The organism is Picosynechococcus sp. PCC 7002, from assembly GCF_963860125.1.
Classification (GTDB): Bacteria; Cyanobacteriota; Cyanobacteriia; order Cyanobacteriales; family MRBY01; genus MRBY01.
In genome coordinates, this window is record NZ_CAWLFA010000001.1 from 316,511 (window position 1) to 335,546 (window position 19,036).

At 50.8% G+C, this 19,036-nt stretch carries 21 protein-coding genes; 9 read left to right on the forward strand and 12 right to left on the reverse strand.

The features are described from left to right. The first annotated feature begins 76 nt into the window (after positions 1-76). The gene (locus AACQ84_RS01510) at positions 77-658 is read left to right on the forward strand and encodes a hypothetical protein (protein ID WP_012305934.1); all 582 of its coding nucleotides are present in this window, start codon (positions 77-79) and stop codon (positions 656-658) included. Positions 659-673: 15 nt separating this feature from the next. Here AACQ84_RS01510 and nadB read toward each other — a convergent pair whose 3' ends face one another. The 8 genes from nadB to AACQ84_RS01550 all read right to left on the reverse strand — a co-directional run bounded on the left by nadB (position 674) and on the right by AACQ84_RS01550 (position 7,245). Further along, entirely contained in the window at positions 674-2,347 is a 1,674-nt protein-coding gene (nadB, locus tag AACQ84_RS01515) for an L-aspartate oxidase (RefSeq protein WP_012305935.1), read from the reverse strand. 323 nt (positions 2,348-2,670) lie between these two features. Continuing rightward, positions 2,671-3,162 (reverse strand): Dps family protein, encoded by a 492-nt coding sequence (locus tag AACQ84_RS01520; protein ID WP_012305936.1) that lies wholly within the window; start codon positions 3,160-3,162, stop codon positions 2,671-2,673. Positions 3,163-3,356: 194 nt separating this feature from the next. Continuing rightward, positions 3,357-4,178: a ChaB family protein gene (locus AACQ84_RS01525; RefSeq protein ID WP_012305937.1), complete on the reverse strand. Its 822-nt coding sequence runs from the start codon at positions 4,176-4,178 to the stop codon at positions 3,357-3,359. Between the two features lie 50 nt (positions 4,179-4,228). Then, complete coding sequence (locus tag AACQ84_RS01530) at positions 4,229-4,549, reverse strand: hypothetical protein (RefSeq protein ID WP_012305938.1); 321 nt, start codon at positions 4,547-4,549, stop codon at positions 4,229-4,231. Positions 4,550-4,990: 441 nt separating this feature from the next. Continuing rightward, complete coding sequence (locus tag AACQ84_RS01535) at positions 4,991-5,470, reverse strand: DUF4079 domain-containing protein (RefSeq protein WP_012305939.1); 480 nt, start codon at positions 5,468-5,470, stop codon at positions 4,991-4,993. 125 nt (positions 5,471-5,595) lie between these two features. Further along, positions 5,596-6,147, reverse strand: a complete 552-nt coding sequence (gene folK / locus AACQ84_RS01540; RefSeq protein ID WP_012305940.1) for a 2-amino-4-hydroxy-6-hydroxymethyldihydropteridine diphosphokinase — start codon at positions 6,145-6,147, stop codon at positions 5,596-5,598. Positions 6,148-6,152: 5 nt separating this feature from the next. Beyond that, complete coding sequence (folB, locus tag AACQ84_RS01545; protein ID WP_012305941.1) at positions 6,153-6,515, reverse strand: dihydroneopterin aldolase; 363 nt, start codon at positions 6,513-6,515, stop codon at positions 6,153-6,155. Then, on the reverse strand, positions 6,508-7,245 hold the full coding sequence (locus AACQ84_RS01550; RefSeq protein WP_012305942.1) for an SDR family oxidoreductase: 738 nt from the start codon (positions 7,243-7,245) through the stop codon (positions 6,508-6,510). The genes folB and AACQ84_RS01550 overlap by 8 nt, the downstream gene beginning before the upstream one ends. Before the next feature lie 203 nt (positions 7,246-7,448). On the opposite strand from AACQ84_RS01550, the gene bioB reads away from it, so the two are divergent. Genes bioB through lspA form a run of 3 tightly spaced genes read left to right on the forward strand, consistent with a single transcriptional unit; the run spans position 7,449 to position 9,760 of the window. Further along, the gene (gene bioB / locus AACQ84_RS01555; RefSeq protein ID WP_012305943.1) at positions 7,449-8,552 is read left to right on the forward strand and encodes a biotin synthase BioB; all 1,104 of its coding nucleotides are present in this window, start codon (positions 7,449-7,451) and stop codon (positions 8,550-8,552) included. Between the two features lie 3 nt (positions 8,553-8,555). Beyond that, positions 8,556-9,197 carry a biotin transporter BioY gene (locus tag AACQ84_RS01560; protein ID WP_012305944.1) on the forward strand — a complete coding sequence of 214 codons (642 nt, stop codon included), beginning with the start codon at positions 8,556-8,558 and terminating at the stop codon, positions 9,195-9,197. A 56-nt stretch (positions 9,198-9,253) separates the two neighbouring features. After that, a complete protein-coding gene (gene lspA / locus AACQ84_RS01565) occupies positions 9,254-9,760 on the forward strand; it encodes a signal peptidase II (protein WP_012305945.1) in 507 nt (168 codons plus the stop codon). A gap of 54 nt (positions 9,761-9,814) precedes the next feature. On the opposite strand, the gene AACQ84_RS01570 is transcribed toward lspA, so the two are convergent. After that, on the reverse strand, positions 9,815-10,201 hold the full coding sequence (locus tag AACQ84_RS01570) for a hypothetical protein (protein WP_012305946.1): 387 nt from the start codon (positions 10,199-10,201) through the stop codon (positions 9,815-9,817). Positions 10,202-10,423: 222 nt separating this feature from the next. Between AACQ84_RS01570 and AACQ84_RS01575 the strand changes: the two genes are divergently transcribed. Together AACQ84_RS01575 and AACQ84_RS01580 are read left to right on the forward strand one after the other, a co-directional pair. Further along, entirely contained in the window at positions 10,424-11,557 is a 1,134-nt protein-coding gene (locus AACQ84_RS01575; protein WP_012305947.1) for an extracellular solute-binding protein, read from the forward strand. A 73-nt stretch (positions 11,558-11,630) separates the two neighbouring features. Next, a complete protein-coding gene (locus AACQ84_RS01580; protein WP_012305948.1) occupies positions 11,631-12,776 on the forward strand; it encodes a Gfo/Idh/MocA family protein in 1,146 nt (381 codons plus the stop codon). Here the strand turns inward: AACQ84_RS01580 and AACQ84_RS01585 are convergent. Beyond that, positions 12,758-13,471 (reverse strand): hypothetical protein, encoded by a 714-nt coding sequence (locus tag AACQ84_RS01585; RefSeq protein WP_030006094.1) that lies wholly within the window; start codon positions 13,469-13,471, stop codon positions 12,758-12,760. The two genes, AACQ84_RS01580 and AACQ84_RS01585, sit on opposite strands and share 19 nt — an antisense overlap. Continuing rightward, positions 13,396-13,932 (reverse strand): pantetheine-phosphate adenylyltransferase, encoded by a 537-nt coding sequence (coaD, locus tag AACQ84_RS01590; RefSeq protein ID WP_012305950.1) that lies wholly within the window; start codon positions 13,930-13,932, stop codon positions 13,396-13,398. The genes AACQ84_RS01585 and coaD overlap by 76 nt, the downstream gene beginning before the upstream one ends. A 127-nt stretch (positions 13,933-14,059) precedes the next feature. Between coaD and purC the strand changes: the two genes are divergently transcribed. From purC to lpxC, 3 genes are all read left to right on the forward strand, one after another. Continuing rightward, the gene (gene purC / locus AACQ84_RS01595) at positions 14,060-14,812 is read left to right on the forward strand and encodes a phosphoribosylaminoimidazolesuccinocarboxamide synthase (protein ID WP_012305951.1); all 753 of its coding nucleotides are present in this window, start codon (positions 14,060-14,062) and stop codon (positions 14,810-14,812) included. A 174-nt stretch (positions 14,813-14,986) separates the two neighbouring features. Next, complete coding sequence (locus AACQ84_RS01600) at positions 14,987-17,158, forward strand: BamA/TamA family outer membrane protein (RefSeq protein WP_012305952.1); 2,172 nt, start codon at positions 14,987-14,989, stop codon at positions 17,156-17,158. Between the two features lie 45 nt (positions 17,159-17,203). Continuing rightward, a complete protein-coding gene (gene lpxC, locus AACQ84_RS01605; protein WP_012305953.1) occupies positions 17,204-18,031 on the forward strand; it encodes a UDP-3-O-acyl-N-acetylglucosamine deacetylase in 828 nt (275 codons plus the stop codon). Positions 18,032-18,143: 112 nt separating this feature from the next. Here lpxC and AACQ84_RS01610 read toward each other — a convergent pair whose 3' ends face one another. After that, a complete protein-coding gene (locus AACQ84_RS01610; RefSeq protein WP_012305954.1) occupies positions 18,144-18,779 on the reverse strand; it encodes a peroxiredoxin in 636 nt (211 codons plus the stop codon). Between the last annotated feature and the right edge of the window lie 257 nt (positions 18,780-19,036).

A 19,036-nucleotide genomic window follows, 5' to 3' on the forward strand; every position in this document is an offset into this window, starting at 1 on the left:
CAATAATGCCTAAAAAGTGCCTGTGCGGCGTCACCTGATTTTAATCATAAGCGATTCACCTCCCAACTTTTGTTCCATGATCGTTGCTTTCTCTGCATTGTTCCATCCCTCAATGGCGGCCTTTTTCCCCGCCTTCGATAGCCTGTTTTCCACCCAAGGCATCATGGTGATGTTGCTCTGTGCCTATGGGGTCGCCATGTGGATGTTTCTGACCACAGCCCCCAAAGTCCACACGATTATGGTCTCGGATCTAGAAGTGGCCAGGGGATTTTATGAAGGAATTTTGCAGCTCCCCGTCGCCGATGTCCCCCTCCACTACTACTACAACTATGAACAAACCCTAGGGGCCGCCAGCCTTGACCCGATGTACATGGGGGCCAGTCCCATGGCGATGGGCCGCACTGAAACCTTGGGGGGAGCTGACGGGTTATGGTATCAACTGAAAAAAAATACCCAACTCCATGTGGTGTCTGGGGCGAGCCTTGGAAAAAAGAATCGCCAACGCCACGTTTGTTTCGATAAAGATTGTTTAGAAGCGCTCCTGCTCCGCATCCAAGCCCGCCGTCTCAAATATAAAATTCGCCAGGAAAAACCCTTAAACTTTCTGGTCAAAGACTGGGATGAACGGGTGATCGAACTCGCAGAGGTCATTAATTAACTAGCTACAAGTTTATTAATGCAACGACTCCAAGCGCGACGGTGCAGAACGTTGCAACGTTTCCCCTTCAACTAACGTATGCACTTGCCAAGGGACTTCAGCGTTGGGATAGTCGGTGCGATAGTGCCCACCACGGCTCTCGGTACGCCAGAGGGCACTCTTGAGGATCAAGAGGGCAACATCGGTGAGATTACAGGTTTCTGCGTAGAGACGAATTTGTGCCTCGGCATCGGGATGGCTTAGATGGATTTGCTGCGGGGGATAGCCCTGAAGAAATTGCGCCAGGGGCATTTGCTGGAGTTGTTTTTGCCAGGTGCTTACCTGGGCGATCGCCTCCTGTAAAATTTTTTGTTCTCGACAAATACCAGCACTTTGCCAGAGTAATAGGGGGAGATCTGCCCGGATCGTTTGCACTTTAATGGATAATTTTTTCCAGCTTGCGGTGATGGTCTGGATCTCAGGATCTTGTACCGCTAGGGTCGCTGGTTTTGGTTGGAGATCCCGCAGTTGCGCCGCAAAAACCAGACATTCTAGCAAGGAGTTACTCGCGAGACGGTTCGCCCCATGGACGCCTGTACTTGCGGTTTCGCCAATGGCATAGAGCCCTGGAATCGAGGTTTCACAGTCTGTATTGGTGGTAATCCCTCCCATCCAATAGTGGGCGGCGGGGGCCACAGGAATCGGCTCCGTAAAAACATCCACCCCCCACTCGGCACACATCCGAATAATGTTCGGGAAGCGACGGCGGATTTTTTCGGCGGGGATCACACTCAAGTCGAGGTAAACATGGGCATTGGCCGGATCGCCAGCATTTTCGGCTAGGTAGCTAAAAATAGCGCGACTGACCACATCACGGGGGGCGAGTTCACCGTCTGGATGGTAGTCAAAGGCAAAGCGATCGCCATTAAACCCCAATAAATGCGCCCCTTCACCCCGTACCGCCTCACTAATCAAAAAATGGGGGGCGTTCGGTTTCGTTAAGGCCGTGGGATGAAACTGAAAAAATTCGAGATCCCGCAACTGGGCACCTGCCCGCCAAGCCAGGGCCACCCCATCCCCAGTACTGACGGTGGGGTTTGTGGTTTGGGCGAAAATTTGGCCGCCACCGCCTGTCGCTAAAATTACGGCTCCTGCGGCAATCCATTGGATGTGATGATCAAATAAAACGCTGACCCCTTGGCATCGGCCTGTTTCATTGCGCCAGAGTTGGAGGGCAAAGGCCTGGGAAACAATGTGAATGTTCGGACGTTCAACCACCTGCTCGATCAAGGTAGTAATGATCGCTTTGCCGGTGGTGTCGGCAGAATGTAACACCCGGGGGCGGGAATGGGCGGCTTCCAGGGTCATCGCCAGTTCCCCATCCCTGCGGTCAAAGGCGACTCCCATGGCCACCAGATGATCAATGGCTTCCTTCGCGTGGTTAACTAAAAACTCAACGGCCTCAGGATCACACAGGCCAGCCCCAGCCTTGAGGGTGTCTTGGAAATGTAATTCTGGGGAATCCATTGGGGCGATCGCCGCCGCAATACCGCCCTGGGCCCACTTACTTGATCCAGTGCGTAGCTTTGCCTTCGTGATGAGACCCACCTGTAAATGACTCGGCAAAGACAGGGCCGCATATAAGCCCGCTGCGCCACTCCCAATGACAACAACATCAAATTGAGTCGGCAAATTGGTCACGCTGGTCATTCCTTTGGACAGTGGGTGGGCAATAAATTCTAATCACTATAGCTTTAAACCGCGGCGAACTGTGAGTTGTCCTTGACTACCCATGAAGCCTGGTTGATTTCAAGGCGATGGTGCAAAAGAAAAACATTTCTGCCATTGAATTCACAAAAAAAATCCCCCCAGAATGGAGGGACTCGCTTTTTTTCGGGGTGTTGGGAAATTTTCCTGGCTGAAATTAACGAGAAGTCAGCCATTGGGAAAATAACTTGAAGCTATAGCCACAGTAGATAAACATCATGGGCAAAATTAACCGAAATCAACAAATTTTCAGTGAAAGTTTCGATTTATCGCACAATGCTACTGAGCATCCAAGCTTGTTTCTCGTGATCGCGGATCCGGCCACTGAGGAGTTCCACTGTAGAAACATCGTGGTTTTGTTCTGCCTGTTGCAGGACGCCCTTCAGCTTCTCGGTCAGGGTGATGTGGTCATTCGATAGCTCGGCGATCATTTCTTCGGCGCTGGCTAAACCACTAGCTTCCTTGAGAGAACTCAATTCCAGGAATTGATGGAAGGAACCAGGGGCGGATAAGCCTAAGACCCGGATACGTTCGGCAATGTCATCTACGGCGATCGCCAAGGCTTGGTACTGCTCTTCAAGTAGGTTGTGAATACCGTAGAACAGATTCCCTTGGACGTTCCAGTGGAAATTCTGGGTCTTTAGGTAAAGCAAATAAGTATCTGCCAGAATGTGGGACAGAGATTGGGCGATCGTTAAGGATGCCTCTTGGTTTTGGGTCGTTGTACCAGTGGTGGGGGCTTGTAAAGTCGTAGCCATAAAATATTTTCCTCCTAGTGTTGTTAAAGGGATTTGGTAAATGGGTTAGAGAGGCCCGGTTAGCAGGGTGAAGTCATTCGCTCCGACCCCCGGGCTAAACAGAGTTGTGTTCTAGGACAAACTCTGCTTTAAGGTTTTTTAGAATTCATGGTTCTGAAATGCTTCAGCGTGCTCACTGTGAGTCAAGGTCTAACCTAGGCCTGTTGTAGGGTTTTGGGTTTTGCCCAGATGCCCTGGCTGTTCTGTTCATATTCATCTTCGACCCGCATCCAAGCGCGGTAGGCAGCGACGTGTTGATTTTGCTTCTCTGCGTAGACCTGGTTGTAAACCTCGACAAAGGTTTCTTGGGCCGCATCAGCAAGGCGTGAGCGCACAGACTCCGGCAAATCCTCGGTTGAGCTGACTTTTCCAGTATCAAAGCGGGAGAGCAAGAAGTCTTTACAGGAGAGAATGTCTGTCCCGCCTTCCGCCTGGAAGAGGCTTTCTAACTCTGTGGCAGTACCCTGACTTGTTTCGGCGGTCAGCATCAAGCCACCTGCTTTAATCTTCGTTTCGTAGATGGCTGCCTTTTCTTTGGGCATACCGAGGCTGACAAGGGCAGAGATGAGTCCGACACCTGCACCACCGGCGATCGCCCCGCTAGTTGCACCGAGGAGGGCCGCACCGATGGGGCCACCCGCGACCACCGTACCAATGAAGGGAACAAATAGGACACCGAAGCCACTCAGGGCACTAAACAGGGTTCCGAAGAGGGCACCGTAGATTGCGCCGGACTGCAGACCTTCTTTAATAAAATCTGCCCGACCGAAGAAACCAGTGATTTGGGTTTCTGACTGCAAATTCTTACCAATGATGGAGATGTCTTCTCGCTTCACCCCCATATCGAGCAACTGCCTTAGTACTTTGTTTGCCTGCTGGCGATCTTCAAAGATCGCGGAAACAGTACAGGGTACTTTGGTCTGGAGATCAGCCGTTTGTTGGTTGTTTTGGTTCTGATCAAAGGTTGCCGTAGTCATGGATTATCCTCCTATTGTCTCTTGTTCGTGTTGCGTGGTGAGACAGAGGATTAGAAGTTGTTGACAGCTTTCTGGAAGGATTGGTCTAACTCTTGCCAAGCGCTTTCAAAGCCCTTCTGCAAGTCATCCCAGGCTGATTCGCTGGCATTCTGAAGTTCGTCAAATTTCTGTTGGGCAGCATCCCGCTTGGCGGTTAGCTCTTCGAGCATATTTTGGTATTTGAGTTTGCCGTCTGCCTCTGCTTGATCAACTTTGGCGCGGAACTCATCAATGCGGGCGTCGATTTTATCAATCTGCGCTTTGACTTTCTCTTTATAGCGTTTTTGATTTTCTGCGTTTTGTTCTAGGGTTTTGTTTAGTTGGTTAGCCATAAAGTAAGGCTTAAACCTCCTTGTTGATGTGTTCTTCAAAAAATCAAGCACGGATCAGATCCAAAGTTCAAAATGTTGTTTTGAAATCGAATTTGTTTTTGCTTGACTACACTTTTAATATTATGAAATATTCCGACTGGGCACATCTATCGATAGACATATATCGCTCCTGAAACGCCTATTTATCAAGGGTTTCAAATTTTAAAGGTATTGTTTTTGCAATATTTATTCGGTTTCCCGAACCTAAACCGAACCGCTTTTTTGAAGTCTTTCTGAATTGCGCAAAAGAGACTTTAACATAATCTTTTATTGCTTAATTTTGCTCCCAAATAATTTTAGCAAGCTGCCACTAAACATCTGGGTGGATGCAATAAAAAAGAGGCCGCCCGGATGACGACCCCCAGAAATTTTCTTTTTAGGCGTAAAGTTTAAGCTGTTGATTTAGAAGGATAAACCGAGGTTAATACCGAGGGCTGCATGGACTACAAGGAGGGCGATCGCCGCTGACCCCACATAGGCATGCACCGTGCGCAGGGAATCTTTGCCGAGGAATTTTGTGATTGATAGCGCACCGTTGGCCATCAACATCCCAATAGCGATCGTGCCTGTCCAAAAGTGGGGACTTTCAAAAATCGGCTCTCCCTGCATTACTAAAGAGAGAACGCCCCCTGTCCAACCCAAGCTGATAAAGGTTGTGAGCCAGAGCGCTGCTTTTTTATGCCAGTAGGCACTCTCGTTTTTGTCGCTGACATCCTCACTGCGGCGAATTTGCCAACCCTTAACGGCAGCGGAGCCACCGACAGCCACAATGACAATGCCCATCATCAAGGGGTGCCCCCAGTGGGTAATGATTTCTGGGATCGGTAAGGTGTTGAACCGAGCGGCAATTGGTTCTAGATAAGGACGAATGAACTCACCCATGTTATTTCTAAAAATTTTCTTAAAAAGTTTGCGTTCTCTATCTTAGAGGATTCGTTAAACCGCCCACGACTTTCGGCGAGAGGAAATATGGCCAATGGATCACAAATGGCTGGGTGTGGTGATGGTTAGGCGATCGCCAAAATTTTTTCCCGGAGCGTTTGGTCTTCGGTGAAGGTCTGGTTGGTGGCTGCCAAATCATCCAAGAGGGGCTGCAGATAAACCCGGAGCGGCTGGGCATCATCGGGGAGGGAAAGGTCTGGGTTGATATCGAGGATGCCCTGGGTGAGGAACCAACGCTTTTTAATATCCGGATCTGGAATGACCAAATTTTCCGCCTGGATCACCGCGTCATTAAAGAGCAAAATATCGAGATCCAGGGTGCGGGGGGCATATTTATCAGCAGTGCGGACTCTGCCGAGCTTTGTTTCGAGCGATCGCAAAATATCAAACTTAAATGCTGTCGCCTCGTACTCTGTTTCGACAAAGGCAACACAGTTAATGTAATAGGGCAGATCCTTGGTGGGGGCTTGGCCTGGGGCCGGAATCGCGTCCGTCACAAAACACCGCGAGACCGCTTTGAGCTGACAGAACTGCTTTAATTCCGTCATCGCTTGCAAGATATTGGCTTCCGGTTGAATATTCGAGGCGACGCTGAGGTAGACACGATTCTGGGCCATGGCTTTTAACGCTCCCGGTAGATGGTAACCGCCGAAGCCTTGGCAAAACGGAGGGCGCCGGGTTTATCAATGGTGACTTCTACCTTTTCGACAAGGGCATCGGTAAAGCAAATATCAGCGACGACCTGGGCCATTTTTTCGATCAAATTGTAGCTAGAAGGCTCAATGGCGGCCAAAATTGCCTTGGTGATTCGTTTGTAATCAACGGTGTCATCGATACTGTCGGTTTGGCCCGCTTTGGTGAGATCCGCGTGCATCACCACATTGATCACCACATCCTGTTTTTTGGTGCGTTCTTCCGGAAAAATGCCGATAATGCAGCGCAGCAGCAGGTCACGAATGTAAATTTTATCGAGGCTTTTAGACATAGAAATTTTCTCCTAGGTGAAACCCACCATCAACACAAATGACTTGGCCAGTGATGAAGTCATTTTTTAAATAAAACAGTACCGTCTGGGTAATATTGCGTGGATCACCAAACCGTCCCAGGGGGGTTTTTGCAATCACGGCTTGCACCCGCTCATCTCCCTCCGCATTGACTGGTGGCAAGATGGGGCCTGGGGCGATCGCATTGACACGAACATTGGGGGCAAGCTCAAATGCTAACATCTTCGTGAAACTATGGAGCATCTTTTTGCTCAGGTGATAGGGCACGTGCTCATGGTCATAGCCGTAGATACGCGTATCAAGGAAATTAATCACATTCCCGTGGCTAGATTCTTTAGAAAAGAACGCTTTCGTCAACAAAAAAGGGTGCAGGGCGTGAACTTGAATATTGTCCCAGAGATTTTCTGGACTCAGGGCAAACAAACTTTCCTTATTAAACATCGAGGCATTATTAATCAAGATGTCTAGTTGGGGCGTTTTCGCTTTCACCGTCTCGATCATCGCCTCCACACTATCCCGCTGGAGCAGATCCGCCGCCACAATATCCACCGAAATTGGCAAAGCTGAAAGTTCTTCGGCCAGTTGTTCTACCTCGGCTTGGGAAGAGCGGTAATGGAGGATGAGATTGATTCCTTCCTGGGCGAGGGTCCGGGCGATCGCCGCACCGATGCGTTTTGCCCCCCCTGTGATTAAAGCGGTTTGTTGACTCATGGTTCCCGTTCGGCAATTAAAACCCATAGAAGTTAACCTATTCTTTCTGGAGAAAGCAAGCGTGACCCGGATGATGCGTACCAACCGAGAGATCCGCCACCGCTGCCCCAAGATGTAACAGATGTACAGAGAACCTTTAAGCCAGGGAAACGGGAATGATAAAATTTGGAATACTTTTTTAGTAAAAGAGAGAGAAGGTCAACGTGGTTCAAGTACCGATCAAGCCCACCCCGCAAACCCCCGCCCCCACCACTGCAATTCCCAATGGCCCGGCCCTCGAAGCTTGGTTAAATGACTGGGCGCAGCGGATTATTAATGGCGATCGCCTCACCCGTACCGAAGCTCTCCGTCTCACCGCCATCACCGGCCCCGAAAATATCCTCAAACTCTGTGCCGCTGCGGATCTGATCCGGCATGAATGCTGTGGTAATACCGTTGACCTCTGCAGCATTGTGAATGTGAAATCTGGCAGTTGCTCCGAAAACTGTAGTTTTTGCTCCCAGTCCGCCCACCACCCCGGCGAAGATTCCCCTGTGTATGGCCTCAAAACCGCCGAAGAAATTATTGAACAGGCCAAAGCCGCTGAAGCCGCTGGGGCAAAGCGTTTTTGTCTCGTTAGCCAAGGCCGGGGCATTAAGTACAACAGCCCCAGGGATACTGAATTTGAGCAAATTTTAGAAACCGTGCGCCGCATCCAGGCAGAAACAGCGATCAAACCCTGCTGTGCCCTCGGCGAAGTCACCCCAGAACAAGCCCAACAGCTCCGGGAAGCCGGCGTCACCCGCTACAACCACAACCTCGAAGCTTCGGAAAATTTCTTCCCCGATATCGTCACCACCCACAGTTGGCAAGACCGGGTCGAAACCATCAAAAATCTCAAAGCAGCGGGCATTCAGGCGTGCAGTGGTGGCATTATGGGCCTCGGTGAAAGTTGGGAAGACCGGGTTGATTTGGCGATCGCCCTGCGGGATCTCGAAGTCGAATCTGTGCCTTTGAATCTCCTCAATCCCCGTCAGGGAACTCCCCTCGGAAGCAATGACCGTCTCGATGTCTACGAAGCCCTCAAATGCATGGCAATCTTCCGGTTTATCTTGCCCGAACAAATTATCCGCTATGCTGGCGGTCGCGAAGCGGTAATGGGTGAACTACAACACCTCGGCCTGAAGGCAGGCATTAACGCGATGCTCATCGGCCACTACCTCACCACCATGGGCCAACCCCCCGAACAGGATCAAGCGATGCTCAAATCCCTCGGCTTACAAGGGGGTGAAGCACCGATTCCTGGCCAATATTCTGCCGCCCAATAACCCTTGAAAGCGAAAGCCCTCCCCAGATCCTTGTCCCCAAAGCAAACTGCCACCACTGGCCCGAACTGGTTTAACCAACTCCTGTGGGCATTGATCGGTGTATCCCTGACGATTGGGGGCACCTTCATCGAGGCCCATCGGCTCAATCTCCCTTGGGACTGGTCAACGGCGGGACTACAAACTCAGTCTTTGGGGATTTACTGTCAAGTGGCTGCCGTTCTCCTCACGGGCTGTTTGGGGGGCAAAAATGCGGGGATTATCGCCCAGATTGCCTATATTCTGATCGGTTTGTTTTGGTTGCCGGTGTTCTCCCAAGGGGGAAAACTGGGATATCTGACAGAACCCACCTTTGGTTACATTCTTGGCTTTATCCCAGCGGCGGGCATTTGTGGTTGGCTTGCCTTTCGGTATGTGCTGAGTTTAGAAGCCCTCGCTCTTAGTGCTTTTTGTGGTCTGATCGCTCTCCACAGTTGCGGCATTCTTTATCTGATGGGGCTGACCCTCTTAGAAAAATTACAGGCGACGGAACTGAGTTTGCTCCAGGCGATCGCCCTCTATAGTGTGACTCCCTTTCCGAGTCAGTTAATGCTAGTCTGTGGTGTGGCCGTGGTGGCCTATGGGGTACGACGGATTCTCTTCTATTAAGCCAAAGCATTGGGCTTGATATTTTTTCTTTTTAGCGAAACGGAAACTCTCTCTCCATGGATCTGCGCCAAGATTTACTGAAAAATCGCTGGTTTTGGCTTGTTGCCTTCCTCGGATTAGTCCTCGATCAACTGACAAAAACCATTGTGCTCCAGACTTTGCCGGAAGTGGGTGATACCTTTGCCCTCTGGCCGAATGTCTTCCATTTCACCTATGTGCAAAACACTGGGGCTGCCTTCAGTATCTTTACCGATGGGGTGCATTGGCTCCGGTGGTTGTCCTTGGGGGTCAGTGTGGGTTTGATGGCTTTGGCTTGGTTTGGCGATCGCCAAACGCTCTGGGAACAAGGCGGCTACGGATTTATTCTTGCGGGGGCGATGGGTAATGGCGTCGATCGCTTTTTATTTGGCTATGTGGTCGATTTTCTCGACTTTCGCCTGATTAATTTTCCCGTGTTTAACATTGCCGATGTCTGTATCAACATTGGCATCGCCTGTTTATTGCTCAATTTGTGGTTTTCCTACCGCCTTGCCCAAACAGAATCGCCCCCTAACTCTAAGTAATCTTTTAATAATCTGGAGGGTGGAGCGATCGCCGTTATGGATTCTCAGAAAATATCAAGAATAGATATATTCACTGCCATTGTGTTCGTTTTGCCGCGAGAGCAACTGCTCCTCTAATTGGGCAATGCGTTTGTAGGCCACTGTCAACTGGGCCGTCAGTCGTTTGATTTGTAATTCTGGGCTCATTTGTTTTTCGTCCATGGGACGCCCCTCTAAGCCAAGGGTTTCATCAAATAAAACATCTTTATGCTGAAAGGATTCTCCGCCGACTCGAAAGTCTAGACCAAAGACCGCTGGATCAATTTTGGGAACCATCGCCATCAAATCTGCTTCCGATAAGGATTGTCCCGTTGGGCCTAGCCCCTGCTGCATTTGTTCGACGGTTTGATACAACAGATCAAGCTGATGTTTCAACTCGTTGATATAGCCTTGAACACTCATATTTTGTCAGCCTAAAGTCGGGTCTTTGTCCCATGCTAGTACCAACCCCAAGGCTGTGAATATTTATCCTGATATATTTAAGATTCTCTTAGAAAACCTTAAGAAAACCTTGCCTCTCTAAGGATAAAGTTGCAATTGTCCTGGCCAAGGTTGAACTTGATTAAAGGCTAAATTTGCTATTTTTTGAAAAGATATTTCCCAGGGGAAACGACATTTAGATTTATGCCCAATCGCCGCCATTTTTTGACTATTTCCGCACTCTATGCCCTCGCTGGGTGTTTGGGAGGGTGTCAACGAACCTCGGAGACAACTTTACAAATCAATACATTACGGGGGTCAATTTCGCCACAACTGTTGACATTGTTTCGGCAAAACCAAGGGCAAACGGTCAGCTTAGATCTCAAACCCCTAGAACAGCTCCAAGAATTATTTGTAGTGCTGCAGGATGCGGCCATGAGGATACCGGAGACATCTGAAAATTTCCTCAATCGCTCGGCAGCGGTGCCGGATTTGCTGACCCTGGGCCATGGTTGGTATCAACAGGCGATCGCCTTGGGATTTGTTCAACCGTTATCTCTGGAGGAACTAACGCGGTGGGAAGAGTTGGGGGAACCTTGGCAACGGTTTTTGCGCCGCAATGTCCAGGGCGAGATCGACCCCCAAGGGCAACTGTGGGGACAGCCCTACCGCTGGGGCACGACGATGCTGGTCTACCGCAAGGATAAGTTGAAAAACCTGGGGTGGACACCGACGGATTGGGCAGATCTATGGCGGCCAGAATTACAGGGAAAAATTTCTCTGCTGAATCAATCGCGGGAAGTGTTGGGGCTTTTGCTGAAAAAACAGGGGAAATCCTACAACGAAACCGATCCAGAGGCGATCGCCAATTTAGAGAGCGATTTCCAAACCCTCCACCGCCAGGTCAAATTCTATAGTTCCACCCACTATCTCCAGCCCCTCAACATGGGCGACACCTGGATTGCCCAGGGGTGGTCCCAGGATATTTTGCCGCTCCTGCAACGCTACCGCAATTTAGGGGCAGTGATTCCCGCCAGTGGCACGGCCCTCTGGTGTGATCTGTGGGTGCAGCCCCAACGCAGCCAAACTTCTTTTGAGACCCTAAAAACTTGGTTAGATTTTTGTTGGGAACCGGCGGCGATTCAGCAGATTTCCCGTAGTAGTCACGGGGCCTCTCCACTGATTTATGCGGCGACCAATTTAGACCCTGCCATCACTGATAATCCGTTAATTTACCTTGATCAAAACACCTTCCGGGCCAGTGAAATCATTGAGATGTTAGACCCCGACGCGACGGCCCAGTATCAACAGGTTTGGCAAGCAGTGCGCCAGGGCTAGGCCAGAAAAATTTTGATTTTGCCCACCGCTGTTCTGGATAATGCGGAGGAAGATCATCGATTGAGGAGTTCCCATGACCCACGACACCATTGGGGTGGCGATCGCCGGCACCGGTTTTGGCCAAAAAATTCACATTCCCGGCCTCCAACACCACCACCGTACTGAAGTGGTCTCGGTTTACCATCGCGATCCGGACAAAGCCCAGGCGATCGCTGCCACCCATCAAATTGCCGAAAGTGCCAGCGACTTTAATGCGCTTCTAGAAAATCCTGCCGTTGCCGCCGTTGCCATTTCGACGCCCCCTTTTTTGCATTATGAAATGGCCAAACAAGCTCTTCTAGCGGGGAAACATGTTTTATTAGAAAAACCCATGACCTTGAATGGGGCTGAGGCGCGGGAGCTTTACCATCTGGCAGCCCAAAAAAATTTGGTCGTAACCCCGGACTTTGAATTTCGCTTTGTCCCTGCTTGGCAATGTCTCGCGGAATATCTGCAACAGGGTTTTGTTGGTGAAAAACGCCTGATTACGATCAACTGGTTAGTGACCAGTCGAGCCAACCCAGACCGACCTTGGAATTGGTATGCCCGCCAGGATCAAGGGGGTGGCGCTTTGGGGGCAGTGGGTTCCCATGCCTTTGATTATGTCCATTGGTTGTTTGGCCCCGTGCAACGTTTGGCGGGTCATCTCAGTTGCGCCATTAAAGAGCGACCCGACCCCAAGGATGGCGATCGCCTTAAACCCGTAGATGCCGATGACACCTGCTTGATCATGCTAGAACTGGCCGACGGCACACCCTGTCAAATTAATATCACCTCCGTCAGTCACCATGGTCGGGGCCACTGGGTTGAAGTCTATGGCGATCGCGGTTCTCTGGTTTTGGGAAGCAGCAACCTCAAGGATTATGTCCATGGTTTTACGCTCCAGGCGGGCCAGGCGGGTGAAGCACTGCAACCTGTGGCTATTCCAGAGCGCCTTGAATTTCCCCAAACCTTTGCCGATGGCCGCCTCGCGCCTTTTATTCGAGTTGTCGATCATTGGGTCAAAGCCATCGACCGCTGCCAGCAAAATCAAGGGATCTCCGAAGATCCAGTGGCGATCGCCCCAACGCTCCGGGAAGGGGTCTATTCTCAATTGCTAATGGATTTAACCCACCAGGCCCATACCCAAGGCCGTTGGTTAACGGTGCCGGATCTCGATACCTATCTCGATCTAGGCTGACGCGGTTGGGGAGAAGTACGCCGTCCCTGGGGATTTTGGCCAGTCGCCTGGGGGGCTAACCCATTATTCGAGGATGGTGGCGGTTGGAGTTGCCGCCGTCCGTTTTGAACAATTTCTAGTTGCTCCCGGAGATTCACCTCAAGGCGTCCGAGGAGATTGTGGGCATATTGATCCGCATCTTGTTGGATGGCCTGGGCCTCGGCGATCGCCTGGTTTTTCATTTGCTGCACTTCCTGGGACACCTGCTGCCGAAAGGCCTCTAGATCAGCGAGGGTACTTTGGCGGAGGGCTTGGCATTCCTGCTCTGTGGTGTAGCGTAATTGAGCCGCCTGTTGCTCAGCTTGCCGGGTGAGGGCCATCTCGTCTAAGTATTGGGCGGCCTGCTGCTTGGCACTGGTGACAATCCGATCCGCATCGGCTTCGGCCTGTTCAACGAGGTGTTGCTTATATTGGAGCACTTCGACGGCCCGCTCAATAATTTCAGGAACACTGGCCCGTACCGCATCGAGCTGGTCTAAAACATCGTTGTCTTTAACGAGAGTTAGTCCCGTGAGGGGAATTTGAAAGCCTTCAAAAATTACTTCTTCTAAATGGGTGAGCTGTTCCTGCACATTCAAGTCTACCCCTCGATAAAGGGTTGGGGAGTTGGCATTATTGTCGGTGGGCTTACCTGGGGAGGATGAACTTTGTACCATTGATAAAGATCTTCAGCGACATTGTCAGGAACGAGGTGATCAACGGAACCACCAAATTTAGCAATTTCTTTGACGACGCTGCTGCTGAGAAAACTATATTCGTTGGAGGTCGCCAGGAATACTGTCTCGATATTATCCCAAAGCGTCTTATTTGTATGCGCCATCTGTAGCTCCTTCTCGAAGTCGGACAGCACCCGTAGCCCTCGTAGTAATACACCCGCATTACGTTGTCGGGCGTAGTCGGTGGTTAAACCCGTGAAACTCGCCACTTCTACATTGGGTAAATGTTGGGTACAGCGACGAATCTGGGCCACGCGCTTTTCGAGGCTAAAAATCGGCGATTTACTGGGATTGCACAGCACCGCCACGATTACTTTTTCAAAGAGGCGATCGCCCCGTTCAATAATATCGAGATGACCCAGGGTGATCGGATCAAAGCTTCCAGGATAAATAGCAATCACAAAATACAGCGCCACACAGAAGAGATCGGCTTTATTGTGACATATTGTTTCCCCAAGCCCCTAGGCAAACCCAGGGACATCAGCCCCTACAATGGAGAATGATTTTATCCACGATTTTAACCAGCTTATGAGCGAGCACCACCCGGAAAAAAGATACGAAGGTAAGGCAAAAATTCTCTACAGCACCGCCGACTCTGATGTTCTCCTCACCTATTTTAAAGATGACGCCACCGCCTTTAATGCCCAGAAAAAAGGCACCATCCAGGGTAAAGGGGAAATGAACTGCACCATTGCCGCTGCCCTCCTCCAATGGCTGGAAACCCAGGGTATTCCGACCCACTTTATCGAACAAACGAAAGCCGATGAAATGCTCGTTAAAGCAGTTAAAATTCTGCCGGTAGAAGTGGTTGTGCGCAATATTGCGGCGGGTAGTCTTTGTAAACAAACGGGTTTGGCCCAGGGCACAGTTCTCCCCCAACCCCTCGTGGAGTTTTATCTCAAGGATGATAACCTCGGTGATCCGCTCTTGACCCGCGATCGCCTTATGCTGCTTCAGATCGTCACCGCCGAGCAACTGGCCCAACTCCAGGACTATGCCCTGCGGATCAATGGTCTGATGCAAGGCTTTTTTGCGCGCTGTCAGATTACCCTGGTGGATTTTAAAATCGAGTTTGGCACCGACAAAACAGGGACAATTCTTTTGGCCGACGAAATTAGTCCCGACACCTGCCGCCTGTGGGATCAAACCGAAACAGACCCCAACCTGCGGGTGATGGATAAAGACCGCTTCCGTCAAGACCTCGGTAACATCGAAAACGCTTATCAAACTGTCCAGGCCAGGGTCTTGGCCCAGGTGCAGCAATTGCAATCCCTCGCCTAAATTTTCCCGACCCAAGGCTAAATTACGGGGTCTAGACATGGAAACATAAGCAACGCTTCCCCGTCTTCGACTCTGGTACAATCCAGCAGAGTAAATTACTCATGTTGGCCGATTTACAGAAAAAGCACTTATAAATATAGTGCTGATAACTTTCGTTTGATCTGGTGTTTGGACGTGCAGAAACAACAAAATTTAGACTATTTTTCCCCCCAGGCCCTCGCACTTTGGGCGGCGATCGCCTCTTTGGGTGTGATGTCTCCGGCCCATGCCGAACCCCGATCAGAAGGGAGTCACTCCGATCCCCTGGTGCCAACGGCGACCCAAGTTGTTGTGCCAGCTCTGCCCGTAGAGGATGTAGCCCCCACAGCAGCACCAGCTTCCCAGACGCCAGCGCCCCAGTCCGAAAACCTGGCCCAATCATCAACCCAAGCTGTTACCTCTCCCGTTGCTCAGGCTCAAGAAGCTCCCCAAGATAGTAATCTGCCGCAACTCTACGCCCAGCAGCAGGGAAATCCTAATGCCCAGCAAGCCAACCCCAACGAGCCTAGGGTATTGGTCGCAGAAATTCAGATTAATGGTGTGGGCGACAACGTCGAACTGGAACAAAGAATTATCCGGGCCATTGAAACCCAAGCCGGGCGGCCGACGACGGTTTCACAAATCCGTAATGACGTGAACCGTGTTTATGCGACAGGTTTGTTTGCCAATGTAGTCGCCACCCCGGAAGATACACCCCTTGGGGTACGGGTGACATTTGACGTGGTGCCCAACCCCGTTTTGACCGATATCGTCGTGCAGGCATTGCCCCTAGAAGGCAGTCAAAATATTACCCCTCCCGAAGTTGTCGATAATATTTTTAGCGATCGCTATGGCGAAATTATCAACCTCAACGATTTCCAAGAGGGCAGTAATAAGCTGCAACAACTCCAGCAGTGGTACCAAGACAATGGCTACGATTTAGCGAAAGTGATCGGTATTGATGAACCCAGTGCCGATGGGGTTGTGACCCTCGTCGTCGTTGAAGGGGTGATCGAAGATATTCAGGTCAATTTCATTAATGCTGACAATGAATCCGTTGATGGCAAGACCCGAGACTTTATCATCACGCGGGAAATGGAACTCAAGCCAGGAGACGTTTTCCGGCGGGATGTCGCCCAACGGGATCTCCAGCGGGTGTTTGGTCTGGGGTTATTTGAAGATGTCCAGTTAGATTTCACCACAGGCACCGAAGATCCGACCCAGGCTGTCCTCAATCTAAATGTCATTGAAGGAAATACAGGCTCCATCGCTGCGGGTGGGGGGATTAGCTCCGCCAGCGGTTTCTTTGGGAGTGTGAGCTACCAACAACAAAACCTGGGCGGCAATAACCAGCGTCTGGCAGCCGAATTCCAATTAGGACAACGGGATGCTCTGTTCGACCTATCCTTTACGGATCCTTGGATTGCCGGCGATCCTTACCGGACGTCCTATTCGGTCAATGCCTTCCGCCGTCGTTCTATCTCACTGATCTTTGATGGTGGGGAAAATGATGTTGATCTGCAAGACAGCGGCGATCGCCCCCGAATTAACCGGATTGGCGGTGGGGTGACCTTTAGCCGTCCTTTATCGAAGGATGTTTTTGGCCCCTCTGAATGGCGCGCCTCCCTCGGCTTCGACTACAATCGCGTCCGGATTACCAATGCCGATGGTGATACAGAGTTTATCGACGAAGCTGGGAACCAACTCAGTTTCTCTGACAATGGTATTGACGATATCTTTGCTCTGAGTCTAAATGTGGTGCGCGATAAACGCACGAGCTTCGATGGGGCAACCCGCGGCTCCATTACCCGTTTCGGCACCGACCAGACCATTCCCATTGGTAGCGGCAGTATTCTCTTTAACCGACTCCGGGCCAGCCACAGTATCTATATGGATTCACCGATTAAACTCCCCAGTTTTGGCAGTGAAGAGAAACCCCACACTTTGGCCTTCAATATCCAAGGGGGCGCAATTATCGGGGATTTACCCCCCTACGAAGCCTTCTCTCTTGGGGGGAGTAACTCGGTTCGGGGCTTTGAAGAAGGAGACCTCGGCAGTGGCCGTAACTACATCCAAGCGACAGCAGAATATCGCTTCCCCATTTTCTCGGCGGTGGGTGGCGCGCTATTTGCGGACTATGCCACAGACCTCGGTTCCGGGGATGATGTGCCTGGAGATCCGGCGGGGACCCGTGGTAAGCCCGGTAATGGTTTCGGCTATGGTATCGGTGTGCGGGTGAATTCTCCCCTGGGGCCAATCCGGGTGGATTATGGGCTTAACGACCAAGGGGACAGTCGTATTCACTTTGGTATTGGTGAGCGTTTCTAAGGTGTTATCGGTCTGATTTCGTGGGGGGCACCCCCCTTTTTTGTGATGGTTAAAACGTTAAAAACAACCGTTGAATGTTCTGGGGTGGGTCTCCATTCGGGGCAACGGGTCACCCTAAGGCTCGTGCCTGGCGATCGCCACCAGGGTCGTTATTTTGTGCGTACAGATTTACCAGGGCAACCCCAGATCCCGGCCCGCATTGAGGCCGTCGATCAAACCCTTTTGTCTACGGAATTGGCAGTGGGTGAGGCCAAGGTCAGAACCACAGAGCATTTGTTAGCGGCATTGGTGGGTCTTGGGATCGATGTTGTGCGCCTCGAAATAGATGGGCCGGAGTTACCCCTGTTGGATGGCTCGGCAGCGCAGTGGGTAGAGGCGATCGCCAAGGCAGGCACCCAGACCCTCACAGATGAGGCGATCGCCGTTCCCGTGGTCGCAGAACCCGTTTGGCTCCGGGAAGATGACGCGTTTGTGGTGGCCTTACCCTCACTGGAACTGCGGTTTACCTATGGCATCGATTTTACCTACAAGCCCATTGGCAACCAGTGGCACAGTTGGAGCCCCGCAGCAGAGCCCTTTGCCCAGGCGATCGCCCCGGCCCGGACGTTTGGCTTTGCCGATCAAATTGAGCAATTGAAAAAAGCTGGTTTAATTCAGGGAGGCAGTCTTGATAATGCCCTCGTTTGCGATCAAGAAAAATGGCTCAATCCGCCGCTTCGGTTTGACAATGAGCCGGCTCGCCACAAATTACTTGATTTAATCGGGGATTTGAGTTTGCTGGGCACAATTCCCACGGCCCATTACCTGGCCTATAAAGCAAGCCATAAACTCCATACCCAGCTTGCCAAAACCTTACAGGCAATGCTTTTCTAAAATTCTAATCAAGCTGCTATTGGGTGAAGGATAACGCCGATAGTTTGACTTGTATTGCTGGGGCTGGCGATCGCCTTTTTTCAGAGACTGCCAACCCCTAGGACTTGAGGCTCTACTTATTCGGTTGGGGGGTCATACGGAGATAGGGCTTGATTTCCTTAACGCCCTTTGGAAACTTGACCTTCGCATCCTCAGTGGAGATTGCCGGAGAAACCACGACATCTTCACCATCCTGCCAGTTAACGGGAGTCGCCACGCTGTAGTTGTCTGTGAGTTGCAACGAATCCAAAACCCGCAAAATTTCTTGGAAATTCCGGCCGGTGCTGGGGGGATAGGTAATGGTTAAACGTACCTTCCGCTCAGTATCAATGACAAAGACTGTCCGCACTGTCACCTTCGGGTTGGCATTGGGGTGGATCATATTGTAGAGGGTAGCGACCTTCTGATCTGCGTCGGACAAAATCGGGTAATTGACAGCACATCCCTGGGTTTCGTCGATATCACCCACCCAGCCATTGTGGGAGGCCGTGTCATCAACGCTGAGGGCAATTACCTTAGCATTGCGCTTTTCAAACTCTCCCTTTAACCGAGCCACTTCGCCCAATTCGGTGGTGCACACGGGGGTAAAGTCAGCGGGGTGAGAAAACAAAACAACCCAACTGTCGCCGGCCCAATCGTAAAAATTAATTTCCCCAATGGTGGAATCTTGGGTAAAGTTGGGGGCCACATCGCCTAACCGGAGAGACATAAACTAAACTCCTGATGTTAAATAAACTACCAAAGAATTATTATGGCCCATCTCCCTGGGAAGATGCCAAGGGGGGCGATCGCCACCAGAAAATGATAAGCTGCCGTCACACAGCGCAATATTTATTAACTTTTGTTGCCATTCTTCAGAATCAAAAAAGCCGAGGGTGACAATCAAGCCGGAAAAATGAAATAATAAGCCAGAATTTTTTACGTTAGTAGTTTCAGGCCGCCTGAAGCTTGGTATTTTACATAAAT